Origin of the sequence: Bacillus haimaensis (genome assembly GCF_048270625.1) — a bacterium.
Taxonomy (GTDB): Bacteria; Bacillota; Bacilli; order Bacillales; family Bacillaceae_I; genus Sutcliffiella_A; species Sutcliffiella_A haimaensis.
In genome coordinates this window covers 1,755,223-1,768,290 of record NZ_CP158164.1, presented here as the reverse complement: position 1 = coordinate 1,768,290, position 13,068 = coordinate 1,755,223, and the positions used below count along the sequence as shown (strand labels likewise).

Annotated in this window: 12 protein-coding genes; 1 reads left to right on the top strand and 11 read right to left on the bottom strand. The window is 40.3% G+C overall.

Annotated elements, in window-relative coordinates; all coding sequences use genetic code 11:
• Positions 1-28 precede the first annotated feature (28 nt).
• Positions 29-997, top strand: a complete 969-nt coding sequence (locus ABN702_RS08970) for a stage II sporulation protein M (RefSeq protein ID WP_417900354.1) — start codon at positions 29-31, stop codon at positions 995-997.
• Here the strand turns inward: ABN702_RS08970 and ABN702_RS08965 are convergent.
• From ABN702_RS08965 to ABN702_RS08915, 11 genes are all read right to left on the bottom strand, one after another.
• On the bottom strand, positions 989-2,347 hold the full coding sequence (locus tag ABN702_RS08965; RefSeq protein ID WP_417900353.1) for a DUF58 domain-containing protein: 1,359 nt from the start codon (positions 2,345-2,347) through the stop codon (positions 989-991). The genes ABN702_RS08970 and ABN702_RS08965 overlap by 9 nt on opposite strands.
• A complete protein-coding gene (locus ABN702_RS08960; protein ID WP_417900352.1) occupies positions 2,298-3,227 on the bottom strand; it encodes an AAA family ATPase in 930 nt (309 codons plus the stop codon). The genes ABN702_RS08965 and ABN702_RS08960 overlap by 50 nt, the downstream gene beginning before the upstream one ends.
• Positions 3,224-4,360 carry a DUF4350 domain-containing protein gene (locus ABN702_RS08955; protein WP_417900351.1) on the bottom strand — a complete coding sequence of 379 codons (1,137 nt, stop codon included), beginning with the start codon at positions 4,358-4,360 and terminating at the stop codon, positions 3,224-3,226. The genes ABN702_RS08960 and ABN702_RS08955 overlap by 4 nt, the downstream gene beginning before the upstream one ends.
• A 217-nt stretch (positions 4,361-4,577) precedes the next feature.
• A complete protein-coding gene (locus ABN702_RS08950; protein WP_417900350.1) occupies positions 4,578-5,213 on the bottom strand; it encodes a DUF4129 domain-containing protein in 636 nt (211 codons plus the stop codon).
• Between the two features lie 33 nt (positions 5,214-5,246).
• Positions 5,247-6,158 (bottom strand): hypothetical protein, encoded by a 912-nt coding sequence (locus ABN702_RS08945; RefSeq protein WP_417900349.1) that lies wholly within the window; start codon positions 6,156-6,158, stop codon positions 5,247-5,249.
• Between the two features lie 472 nt (positions 6,159-6,630).
• A complete protein-coding gene (locus ABN702_RS08940; RefSeq protein ID WP_417900348.1) occupies positions 6,631-7,710 on the bottom strand; it encodes a Ger(x)C family spore germination protein in 1,080 nt (359 codons plus the stop codon).
• Entirely contained in the window at positions 7,707-8,801 is a 1,095-nt protein-coding gene (locus tag ABN702_RS08935; protein ID WP_417900347.1) for a GerAB/ArcD/ProY family transporter, read from the bottom strand. The genes ABN702_RS08940 and ABN702_RS08935 overlap by 4 nt, the downstream gene beginning before the upstream one ends.
• A gap of 14 nt (positions 8,802-8,815) precedes the next feature.
• Positions 8,816-10,354, bottom strand: coding sequence for a spore germination protein (locus tag ABN702_RS08930; protein WP_417900346.1), 1,539 nt, complete (start codon positions 10,352-10,354; stop codon positions 8,816-8,818).
• Between the two features lie 668 nt (positions 10,355-11,022).
• The gene (locus ABN702_RS08925; protein WP_417900345.1) at positions 11,023-11,397 is read right to left on the bottom strand and encodes a nucleotide excision repair endonuclease; all 375 of its coding nucleotides are present in this window, start codon (positions 11,395-11,397) and stop codon (positions 11,023-11,025) included.
• 77 nt (positions 11,398-11,474) lie between these two features.
• Entirely contained in the window at positions 11,475-12,593 is a 1,119-nt protein-coding gene (locus tag ABN702_RS08920) for an NAD(P)/FAD-dependent oxidoreductase (protein ID WP_417900344.1), read from the bottom strand.
• Between the two features lie 159 nt (positions 12,594-12,752).
• Positions 12,753-13,055, bottom strand: coding sequence for an EthD family reductase (locus tag ABN702_RS08915; RefSeq protein ID WP_417900343.1), 303 nt, complete (start codon positions 13,053-13,055; stop codon positions 12,753-12,755).
• Positions 13,056-13,068 lie beyond the last annotated feature (13 nt).

Sequence of the window (13,068 nt, the reverse complement as noted above, 5' to 3'; positions counted from 1 at the left end):
AATAAATGACAAGAAGGTGTAAACCTGTATGAATGTAAAACAATTCGTGAATCAGCATCGAGATGCATGGAAAGAACTCGAAGAAATCGTGACAGAACTACATAAGAGTAAAAATATCACTGGAACAAGAATCAGCAAATTTCATCGTCTTTACCGAAAAGCAGCACAGCATCTTTCCTATAGTCAAACCTATTTTCCTAATGAAGAAGTTACGCAGTATTTGAATGGCCTTGTCTCCAAATCTCATAACCTGCTATATAAGGATCAGGTTTCGAGCTGGAAACAGACACGTCAATTCTTTGGAGTGAAATTTGTTGGCCTGCTGATTGAACAATGGAAATTCGTCATCATCGCTATGGCGCTTTTCACAATCGGTTTTCTTGGAAGCTATGCGGCTGTGGCAAATGATGAGCTTCTACTATACTCGGTGCTGCCTGCCGGAATGGCCAACAGCTTCGATCCGGAACAGCTTGGTGCAAATGAGGGTCACGTGGATGCACCCCTAATGTCAGCGTCCATCATGACAAACAATATTCAGGTAGCTTTCCTTGCTTTTGCCGGAGGAATTACATTTGGTCTTCTTACCGTGTATGTATTGATCTATAATGGGATTATTGTTGGTGCCATTGCAGCCTTATTCTGGCACTATGATAAAACCTATGAGTTCTGGGCATACATCGTACCTCATGGAATGATTGAACTTACCGCCATTTTCATTGCAGGTGGAGCAGGCCTTCTGATGGGCTACAGGCTATTTGTACCTGGTCCTTATTCAAGAGGCTACCAGTTGAAAGAAAACGCAAAACGGTCTGTTCAGCTTTTACTTGGAACGATTCCATTGTTCATCATTGCAGGTGTAATTGAAGGATTCATCACACCTGCCGCCATTTCGTTTGAAGCGAAATACTTTGTAGCTGTCCTTACTGTTATCGGGTTAATCCTCTATATCGGTATTGCGAAAATGAAACTTCAAAAGCAGGAGCAACTGCTACAATAATCCTCTATTGATCATATCAATATAATAGGATACAGCAGTTGTTGCCAGCTTTTCTTCCTGGGCCTCCACCATTAGGAGGCCTTGTTTTTCCCATTTTGCTTTTCCATCCTTCTTGATAAGTATCTGCTGCTGTGCGATACTTTTTACCATGGTTTGCTGTGCATTTACAGGTGCCTCTTTGCCTCTACTCACCAGCATGTCGTCCTCCACTCCAATCATCAGGAACAAGTGCCTTTGTCTCAATCTTTTCAGATATACCAATGCACTTTCTTCATGAAGAAAAGTCTGAATATCACTGAATAACAGTATGAGACTGCGCTTTTTCTGTACAAGCTGAAGATAATTTAAAATCTCCCCATAATTGGATTCGGCAGCGTCCACTTCCAGATTATAGATACCTTGAAGAATGGTTTGAAGATGAGACATACCTTTAGCTGGTGGAATATAAACTTTCACCTTTTTGGAGAATGCAAGAACTGCTACATAATCACCCTTTTGTAATGCAGCAGCGGTCACGGTCAGGGCAGCCTCGATGGATTTTTCCAATCGGTTTCCACTTTTCAGTTCAGCTCCCATCATTCTTCCGCAATCAATCAATATGGTGATATGTTTTCCATGCTCCGGTTCATATTCATTTGTCATAACTTCTTGCAACTTAGCGGTCTGACGCCAGTTGATTTTTCGTGGGTCATCCCCTACCACATAGGAGCGGATCTTTGAAAATTCCCCTACTCCACTTTTATATTTTCTGATTTTTATGCCTTCGTAGTTTAAGAATTTTTGGGCATCCTCCAAAAATTGTTTGGTTTGGGTCATGTCCGGTATCACCTTGATGCTCTCCTGTAAAAAAATGGAGATTTGTTTTTCCCATAGCCCCAATGAACTTCGGTAACGGATGTACATTTTATTAACCTGATAATCGCCACGGACCGGTGCTTTTGTCCGATAATCAAACTTTACCGAAGTCTCTTTATCTACTTTTCCTGATAATGGAAATGGCCTTTCGAATGATTGTGGCAGACCGTCTATGATTCTAACATTCACATCATAGGAGGATGCGTTCTGAATCGTGATTGGTACCTCATAATTGATGCCCCTCTCCATTTCAGTCGGACATGAGCGTTTCACCAGAAGCTGATTCTTATTGGGGGAAAAGATCAAATCTACCAAGCTGAACAGAAGTACCAAGATATTGGCAAGTAGGACAAATGACCATGGCAAATTCCATATTGTCGCTGTTAGAAGGATTCCTGTAAGAATGGCGAATACTATAAGTAATCGATTGGTTGGAACAATCCCCTTATCTCGGAACAGGAATCGACCCCACAAGCTCTTCAATGATCTGGTCAACAGTAGATCCCTCCAATTCCGTATGTGGAGATAATTGGATACGGTGGCGCAAAGCAGGCTTTGTTACAATCTTAACGTCATCAGGCGTAACGTAATCCCGGCCACTTAAATATGCAAAGGATTGTGCTGCCTTCGCGATGGAGATTCCGGCCCGAGTACTTGCCCCAAAACGGATGGAGTCTGCTTCCCTTGTTTTCCTTACTATCTTCATAATATAATGAAGCACACTTTCGCTGACTGTTATCATTTCAATTTCTCTTCTGATGGATAAAAAGGTTTCCATATCTAAAACTGGCTGAACGTTACCGGCGTCATAGTTTTTTTCAATCACTTGCTTTAATACATTCGTCTCCTCTTCCAAGGTTGGGAAATTAACATGCAATTTAAATAGGAAGCGGTCCTGTTGTGCTTCCGGTAATGGATATGTACCTTCAAATTCAATCGGATTCTGTGTTGCAACAACAAAAAATACATCGAAAAGAGGGTATGTATCCCCCTGGATGGTTACCTGCTTCTCTTCCATTGCTTCAAGTAAGGCTGCCTGCGTCTTGGCAGGGGTACGATTAATTTCATCTGCTAAAAGAATGTTTGTGAAGATCGGACCCTTCAGCGTCTGAAAGGAACCTTCTTTCATATTGTAGATGGTACTTCCTGTAATATCACTTGGCAGTAGGTCCGGGGTAAACTGGATACGTGCAAACGTTCCGCCCAGTAGGCTGGCAAGCGATCGTACCATTTGCGTCTTCCCGGTTCCGGGTACTCCCTCCAACAGCACGTGTCCACCTGCAAGAACAGAAGAAAGCAAGAGTTTAAGATTTAAAGATTGTCCCAAGATTCGTTGTTCATATTTTTCAAGTAAGGATGCTAATTCAGGTTTCATCCTTCCTCCACCTCTTTCCTAAGTTGATCCAATTTTTTTGACCAGAACATATATTCCTGTTTGGTTATCTTCTCTTTTGCTAATATATTTGTTAAATCATGTAAAAATGTTTTCACACTCTTTGGATCGATTGTTTTAGATTTTCGTTCAAGCTGGTCGGCACGTTGCAGCCAGTCTTTACTTGATGGAATGCCCCATTTTTCTTGAAATGCAAATTTGAGGTAGTCCGCCTGGATGGCAAGGGAATCCTGATATCTCTTCCCTTTTATATGCCAGGCTGCAAGAGCCTGCAAATTTTCATCACTGAAACGGACAGTTTCCTCTCTGGACACGAGGATAGGACCGAATCTCTTCCCACGATTCCATAATAAGAGAATGGTCCATAACACTCCTTGAATGATGATTATAATAAACCATTGAGGATATGTGGTCGCGAAAGTGGAACCACTGTTCTCACCATGTATATACTCGTCAATTAACAGCATATTCAGTTCTTGATTTTCCTTCTGCAGTAAGTACAACAGAAGTTCCAAATGCCCTTCTTTCAAAATTGCATCATTCGTAATCCATCCCGGTGTATTGGAAACAACGAGAGAACCCTGTCCAAAAGTCCGTTTCAATGCAATCGTTCCCTGTTCATCATTCAGTAGAATTTCATCTGTTTCTTCCGCCTCTATTCGAACTGGTGAAAAGTTTTGAGCACGATATTCCTTAGAGTCTTCCTTGAAAATCTGCCCTTCTGATGAAGGGAATTCAGTATAAATGGTGTTAAGACCGAACATCGAGTCCGGGTTGTTCATAAGAAGCAGAATGGTATTACCCTGATCCATAAATGCAATATACTCTTCCATGACTTCCTGGTTTGGGACGGAATAGGGCTCCACCATCAAAAGCAGCTGATTTTCCAAGCCGGAAAGCTTGCTTGGCGGTTCCTCCCACCTTTGAATTCCTCCAATTTCCTTTTGTGCATATGTATAAAAAGCTTTGATACCTGTAGGTGAAGGGGAATGGGAGTCATAGGGCAAATAGGTTTTGGCCCCTTTTGAAAGGATAAAGTAACTGCAAAGCAAAAATAGAATTAATATTGCGGCAAACCAAATCCATCCGCGGTTTTTTGATAGTACTTGTAGCAATTCTACCTTCCTCCTCCTTCCATTTTGGCCGTTTTCGCATAAATTGTTGTTTTTGACGTATTCAAAGTCAACACGTTATATTACTAGTCCTCGTGCTCTTTTCAGTGTAGTAGAGTCTTTATCACTTTGAATAATATGGAGAGAAATGCTGTAAAAAATCCAAGTGCCTATTTTTTACGGGCGTATAGCAACAAACTTTAAGAAAAGAGCCTTCATTTTAGACATCCTCATTTTCTCCTTCCAACCATTTCAAAGCCTTATCCCGGTAAAGGCTGTACTCTTCTTTTTGAATCTGCTGCTTTCCGTAGGTTGCTCGATCAAAAAGTAGGGCAAAGTTGAAAAATAAATCTGCGCTATCTTTTTTTGCGGATCGGAGCTCTTCGTAATACTCCCAGTTGGTTTTCCAGATTTTCGCTTCCAACCAGCTTTTTTCATGGAAATAGAGTAGAAGTGCGAGAAATAGATGGCGTGTAGATAAGCTGAAATCACTTAATTCCTCTTGTTTCAATGCATGTTTGAGATGTTGCTGATAACTCCATTCCAATTCATTTGGAGATTGAAATGGCTGCTGTTTACCTATGGTCCTTCTCTGACGATATCTTACAGCGAAAAAGATGAATATAATCGCTAATATAGCGATCGCAACCGAAATAATCACGATAAGAATATTACCAGCAACAGAACTTGTCGCCTCCAATGATGGAAAGAACTTGGCCAGCATATCCGCCAGCCAAGCCTTTACGTCATCCCATAAAACTTGCAATGTATTTCTTTTATCCTCGTAATATACCTGATACTCGTTCCTGCTGAGTATCTCCTTTAACTCTTCTCTTGCCTTTTCTTCCTTCATCAATACATCATCACCTGTCTTTCACTAGGACAAATGTTATTGCCCGACATGGTAGTCGTTAATGAGATCTTTTAGGTCATCAGCATCGTGTCGACTTTTTAAATCCAAATACATGACAGCATAGCCGACTGACATGATGAGAGTAGTAAATAAAGTAGCTAAACTGACAATAAGACCTAGCAAGACGCTTCCACCAAGCAAAAGTGCGAATGAAAGTTCTATGGCAAATGTAATGGAGCTGATGATTAAAAAGAAGATTAGGTAAAGTCCCATGGACACCCATGTACGACCCTGGCTCAGCTTCCAGCTGCGACTTAAGCCCGGGGAATTTCTATCGATGACAACCGAACCGAAATAGAAGCTCCAGCGAGTGGAAAAATAGCCGACAAATAATGCTGATGCGATGGATAGTAGAATTGTCAGAATAACGCCGATTACCGGATCAATTGCAAAGAAAACGAGGCTCATTAGCACCACGGATAAAATAGTTCCGACTATCAATCCAAAAACAATGATACCGTATAGAATACTGCTTCCGGTAATGGCCCAGAAACGGGAGAATCCTTTTTTAATCAATGTGCCAAAAGTAAACTCCTCGTTTTTCCGAACGTGGTCTACACCATATAGAATGGCAGCCTGTGCTACAGGATAAAGAAATAAACTAATCAATCCTACCAACATGACACCGATATCAGCAGCTAAATTGGAACTGAATGCAGGATCACTTGCTTCCAAGCCTGCAACCATCTGTTCCAACCATCCGTTACCCTCCCCCACTTCTCTGAAAAAGCTGGTGCCTGTTGCTAATTGAACAAGAGCCTGTATCAGGTAGACAGGACCTAAAAGGATTAGTAATATTAAGAAAAAATCTTTGAAACGGGTTCTGCTAAGTCTAAACGTGACATCCAATATCTGCCCGAACCCTTTTGGTCTGTTTAATTCATTCATGCCTCATATCCCCCTAATATTTATATTCCATATGTTGTCATATCGACTATTTTACCATTAATCTAGCAAATTTCGAGAAATAATTTGCTTTTTCAATAGATAATTTAAGAAAAGTAAAATGGTTTTAGAACAAAAAATCTCTGCCATTGACAGAGATTCAGACTTTGGACAAACTCGAGGTTGTATACAGTATTTTTGTGTACCAGTATAATAAAGCCCGTTGATTTCCGTTCCAGGCACTGCGCTTATCCTTAGGCGGTCCGGGAGCCTCCTCGACGCTTACGCGTCTGTGGGGTCTCCCTTGTCCCTTCCTCCCGCAGGACAAGGAAGGCTGCGGCAGCGATACATCGCACGAAGAAAATGCTCGCATTTTCGAGGAGTCTCCGTGCCTTCCACTTCAATCAACTGAGTTTTCTAAATTTTTTGTGGGACTATAAGCACGTTTATTTTAAGATAGAGTTAGATATGATATTTAGCTTATTACTCCAGCTTCCGATATTTCCACTTCAGCTTCTACGTTAACCTGAATGGAAGGATAGAGCTCATCCCATTTTTCTTTCGACCAATTTCTTGAGCGATGCTTCACCTGAAATCCAATACCAAGCGGGTCAATTTTCAAACCTTGAAACTTTTTTATCATTTCCTCTCCTTTCTTTTCAATTTCCTCTTCCATACTCCGTTCAATTTGTTTTTTTACTTTCGAGGTAATGTCATCCCCTGAATATTCCTGGATGATTGCATTCGTTTTAATTTTGATTGTAATATCTGGACCATTCTCTATATTTTTTATTTCATATTTTCTCTTTGAATCAATATGAAAAACAGATGCAAATACCCCATCGTCACCTAACTTGACGCTCATGGAAGCATCTGAAGTGAACTTTTCAATCAAGAACATAAATATATAACCATCTTCCCCTTCGATCGATCCAACGAATTGATCTTCCTTGAAAAGAGCAACTCCCTGTATGTCAGCTTCTTTGTCGGTTAATTTCAAGTAAGGAAGAATAGGGTCCCTCCCTTCTTCCCTATAGGCCTTGGTAAAAAGATGCAAATTGGTTTTCGGGAGAATGCCACTCTCAATATTATGCTGAATCAATTTGGAAAGAAACATTCCATTATCTGTTTCTCCGTATTGAATCTTCAGGGAATTACCAAGGTCTCCTTCTACTACAGCAAGGAACATTTTAGCTCCAGTGGCAGGATCCCTTCTGAACGTATCGATGATGTCAAAAATTCCTTTTTCAGCAAGCTCTTTACTGTATAATGCTACTTCAATCTTCCCGCTTACAAACGGTTTGGGAGACTTTCTATTTAATTTGTCTCTAATGATTTTACTAAGCTTCGAGGAAGAGGTGTACGTTTTGTTTTCCACTGTTAAATCAGGCTTATATACGGGAAATACAGCGGTAGCGAAAATGGTATCCTCATCCTCACCCAATTCAAATCCAGCAGCACTCGCCAATTGGACATCATCCAATATTTTTTGATTTAGGCAGCCTGATAATATTAAAGTGAAAGTAAAAAGCCAAAAGCACAAATACTTTTTCAACTTTTCTTCCTCCTTACCTTGGACACAACAAGGTATAGTAGAAATAGTAAAGGCACAAAGCCAAATTCAGAATAAAGGCCGACTTTGCTGGTCCAGCTACCTAGCATGGCAACTTGCTCCCTTTTCTGAAAAAAAGTACTGAGGATAATCATCAACAATACAAATCCGAACAATGTATACTTTTGATTAACTCCCAGTATCTTTTTCAGGCCCCTTGTTGACGCCCAAAATAATAAACAAACATTTGGTAGAATGATGAGCGCCCAGGATGTGATACCAATGTACTCAAAGCGCTCCACCACTGGCATTTCAACTATTTTCCATAAGGTTAATGTTGCCCAGATCTGTTTTACCAGTTGCTCTTCACTAAAATAACTTAATGAAATAATTGTGATAAGAAGATAGGTTAAAAGGGTTAATAATGCTCCCATCTGAGCCCATTTATGGGACGTTTTTGCCTCCTTTATGAAAGGATAGTACATCAAAAGGGTGGAAAAACCTAGATAACTAAGTGTCATCTCCTTGGAAGCCAGTAACATATCCTTTATACTGTGGTTCCAAATAGGGAAAACAGAAATGATTTGGGTATATGGAATGGGAAAAAGAAAGGTGAAAATCAAGTATGCCGGTATCACCACCCCAAGAAAACAGATTCCCGCTACTGTTCTAAAGCCCCCTAGGATTGTGTACACGATGAGAACCCCAAGAAGAATAGACAACAATACGTTATTTACTTCTGGAAACATCCAAACATGTATGACTTCAAAATAGGAATAGAGAACAGTAAATCCAACACTTAGGAAATAGAACATCCAAATAAGACTAAAAAAACTACCAAGCCATTTTCCAAATACAAATTTATTTATGTCGATAAGATCCATTTCAGCACGGTTTAATAACTGGAAGATGATCCAGATGACAATATGAACAGCGATTCCTGCAGTGATAACAGCTATCCAAGAATCATTTCCTGCTGTAGAAACCAGGCTTTGCTGGAATCCCAAAATCCCGACACCAATTTGAACGGAGTGTACGAGAAAAAACACAAAATATGGAGATACTTGAAAAACTTCAGGGATTCCTTTTTTCATTTGCCATCTTCCTATCAGTAATACTCATCAATATCTTTCAGCTTCTTTTTCTTGTTTTTCTTATTATCAAATCTGACCGTATCTTCCGACTGAACCTCAATAGGTCGCTTGGATTGTAGAGAAAAAGGTAATCGGATGATTGCATCTCTCATGTCTGCAAGACGCAAAGGATTTATAGGTTCCAAGAAAGGCCTCCCTAAAGAAGTCAATCGAAGTAAATGAATAAGCAAAAAACAAAAGCATAATGTAACTCCTAATAAGCCTAAAAAGTGAGCTGAAATGAGAAATGGAAACCGGATCAATCTTATCGTATTACCCATTTGGTAGACGGGCGTGGTAAAAGATGCCAATGCAGAGAGTGCCACGATAATAAGTAAAACGTTACTTGTCAGCCCAGCCTCCACAGATGCAGTTCCAATTACAATCCCACCTACGATACCGATTGTTTGACCGACTTTTGTCGGTAGTCTTGCCCCTGCCTCTCTTAACAACTCTATTGCCAGTTCCAGAATGATTGCTTCTAGTATGGGAGGCAGTGGTATCGCATTTCTCGACGTGACCAAGGTACTTACGAGATCTTTTGGAATCAATTCATAGTGATAGGTCAATACGGCTACATAGATAGGTGTCACTAATATGGAGAAAATGACAGCAAAAAGACGAACGACACGGAAAAAGGATGCGATGATCCAATTAAGAAAATAGTCTTCAAATGCAGAAAAGAACTCAAAGAGCGTCGTAGGACCAATCAGCCCATGTGGCGCACCGTCCACAAGAATGACAATTTTCCCCTCAGCCAATACAGATGCAACCCGGTCTGGCCGTTCTGTGTCAATAAATTGTGGGAATGGAGAGTTGTTATTATCTTGGATTAATTGAGTGATGTAGGAGCTGTCATTAATTTGATCGAATGAGATATCCTCTATTCTTTGAATGACCGTGTGTATATTTTCACTATTTGCAACATCCTCCAAGTATAAAACTGCTACTCTAGTTTTGGATAACTTGCCAACAGTAAATTCTTTCACTTCCAGCTCTGGTACAGGCAGCCTTTTTCGAACCAGGTTTAAATTTACATCCAATGATTCCACAAAAGATTCTTTTGGCCCTACAACGCTGAATTCCACTTCCGGTAGGGAAACTTGCCGTCCCTTATTAGCTATAGCCGGTAATAATGCTACAGTGGTTGTTTCATGTGATAAACGAATGCCAACGTAGCCGTACAGGAGCATTTCTTGAACTTCATCCCAATCGTCCGTCATCTTAATGTCATCAATAGGTATAGTCAAAGGCAGGTCTTCCATCTTTTCTACTTCGTATTTATGAAAATATGGAAGTATCTCCTTTTGAATGATATCCTTATCAACCAAAGAGCTGTAATAATAGAGATGAAATGGTGTTTTACATTGCTCATAGAACGAATCTACAAAGTCGTCGGATTTCTTGAAGAGTTCTAGTAATTGATCAAAAGTTTTGGTCTCCTCCACCGCCTCAATAGGTTTAGGTTCTGGAGGATCATGATTGATCAGTTTTTTTATAGGTCTTTTTTTCATTACATTCACCTATTTATTCTTTAGTATGCATAGGATATTTTTGTTATTATTCCAGTAAATTGGATAATAATTCACTTGTGAGTTAGAAAATGGTGTTTATTTCCTAAAATGCAAAAAGTCCAGCAATTATCGAATGCTGGACTCAGACTGATGACGAGAGGGTAATTCGAGGTTGGTTACAGTTTTTTGTTTGTCTGTATAATAAAGCCCGTTGATTTCCGTTCCAGGCACTGCGCTTATCCTTAGGCGGTCCGGGAGCCTCCTCCCGCAGGAGTCTCCGTGCCTTCCACTTCAATCAACTGAGTTTTCTAAACTTTTTGTGGAACGATAACCACATGTATTTTAAAAGTAGCTTTGTTCTATAAAAAATGTTTCGATAAGCGGATAATCAATCTGGGAATGAAAACAATGATGTTCCAGAGGATGGATAAGATTATCGAATCCCTAATTTCCTCAAATAACCATCGTACAAAACTTTTTTGTTTTATTCTTTTTTTCTGCAATATCCAAACCACCAAATCTTTTAATTTCAATGAAGTACTATGTAAGCATATTTTATTCTTTCTAGAGCATCTTTAATATTCCGCTAGTTCCTTATCTGTTATGTATAGATGTAGTTATTTTATAAATTAATAAAAAGCCCCCTTCATAACGAAGAGGACTTCCCATTACTTATAAAATACTTTTTCTACATTATATTTTGCTTCCAGCTCATTGATGATGAAGGTTTCATAAATCTCGCGCTCCATCGCATCTTCCACGATGCAGACGTCGATTCGGTATACTTCATCACGGTGGTTCTTTATTGGAGATACGTTATCTTCCAAATGCTTCTTTACGCGCTGACGAAGCTTTCTTGCCTTTCCGACAAAAAGCAGTTCATCATTGATATTAAAGAACATGAAAATCCCGGCTTTATCTCTTGGGATCTGATGCAGGTCAATAAACCCGGAGACAGGTGTGATGATAGGTTCGTCATTTCTTCTTATTTGTTGGCGTTCCGTAATGGACACGCTCGGTTTAGGTATGCTGATATTAATCACGTTTAGTCACGTCCTCTTTTCTTGTAGAGCTAAATGGTACCACATCTCATGTGGAAAAGCTATGAGTTGTTTGAGTGTTACAGCAATGCTCCACCAACATTATAATTCATGGGTTCAAGAACGGTCGGCTGACCAAGGGCGAGTCTTGCCAACTCAGCTCCCATAAAAGGTCCACTGGTCAATCCTGAAGCACCCATCCCATTTGCCACAAGGATCCCCTCATACGAAGGGAGGGCTCCAATAACTGGCAGGAAACCTGGAGTGAAAGGTCGAAAGCCAACTCGTGTTTCAATATGGGTGCCATTCTCCAATCCAGGCGCCACATCAAGTGCTTTTCCTAGTATTTCATGTATTCCGCCTGCTGTTACACGAGTGTCAAAGCCAGTATTATCTTCGTGAGTGGCTCCTATCACTACCCGGCCGTTTTCAAAGGCAAGGATGTATTGATTTGTAGGAGGCATTACTACCGGCCATTTTGCAGTATCTTCTTCTTCAAGTTCCAAGTGGACAATTTGTGCTTTTTGGGGAACCACTGCAAATTGAACTCCAAGCGGTTCAATCGTCTTTTTGGACCAGGCACCTCCTGTATCAATTACCATGTCTGCATCATAAAACTGATTCTCATTGACTGTTACCCCTATTACTGTCTTTTCTCTGTGTACAATTTCAGAATCTCCGTTCATTACTTTTACGCCAAGCTTTCTGGAAGCATTTAGCAAGGCGTCTCTTAAAGCCCGACCGTTCACTCTTGCCCCACCACTTACAAAAACTGCCCCATACCCTTCTGCTAAAGGAGGGAAAAGCCTTTTTGCTTCTAAATGTGAAAGAATGGAGATTTCCCCTATCTCAGGTGCGTCCTCTCGTCTTTTTTTGGCTCTTTCCGCCATTTTTTCAAGCTTTTCTATTTCTTTATGTAAACTGATTGCCCCAACCCGGCTATAGCCCGTCTCGGTTTCCCCATCAGCTTGAAGCATTTCGATGAGTGTTGGATAGTATCGTGCTCCGTTCTTAACTAGTTCATACCATGCTTTATTTCTCCTCTGTGAAATCCACGGACAGATGATTCCTGCTGCTGCGTCGGTTGCCTGTCCCTTATCAAAGCGGTCGATGAGGGTGACAGCCGCTCCAGCTTTCACCAGGTGATAGGCTGTCGAGGCACCAAGGACACCTCCGCCAATAACAACGAACTTTTGCATAATTAACACCTTTTCCTTTGCATTTGTATACAAAAGCTATTATGCCTCAATTAATGCTTAATTCCTAGTAAAGCCTTCCTGGATCCAATAATTCTTGAATATCTGTTTGAAAAAAAAGAGACGACCATTTTCATTTTTAATGGTTGTCTCGCTTTTTTATTATTCTGTAATTGAGATAATCGGTGGTTTATTCAAGTATTTCATAAGATTTTGCACATCATGTTGTACTGCCTGCCCCTCAGGAGAACCCAGTGATTGTAAAACAGAATCCACGCTATCAAATTCAAGTTCTGCTATGACATATAAATGAAGATCGGTATTCATGGACTGTACGACTTTATGGATTGATGCTCCTTTAAGTCCCTGCATTTTTTGTACCAATGGAATATGTTCGGATTGATAGTAAGTATTAAATCCCTCCTCATCATGAGGCTTTTCATAGATTACAATCAATTTTGCCATCGTGTCCCCTCCC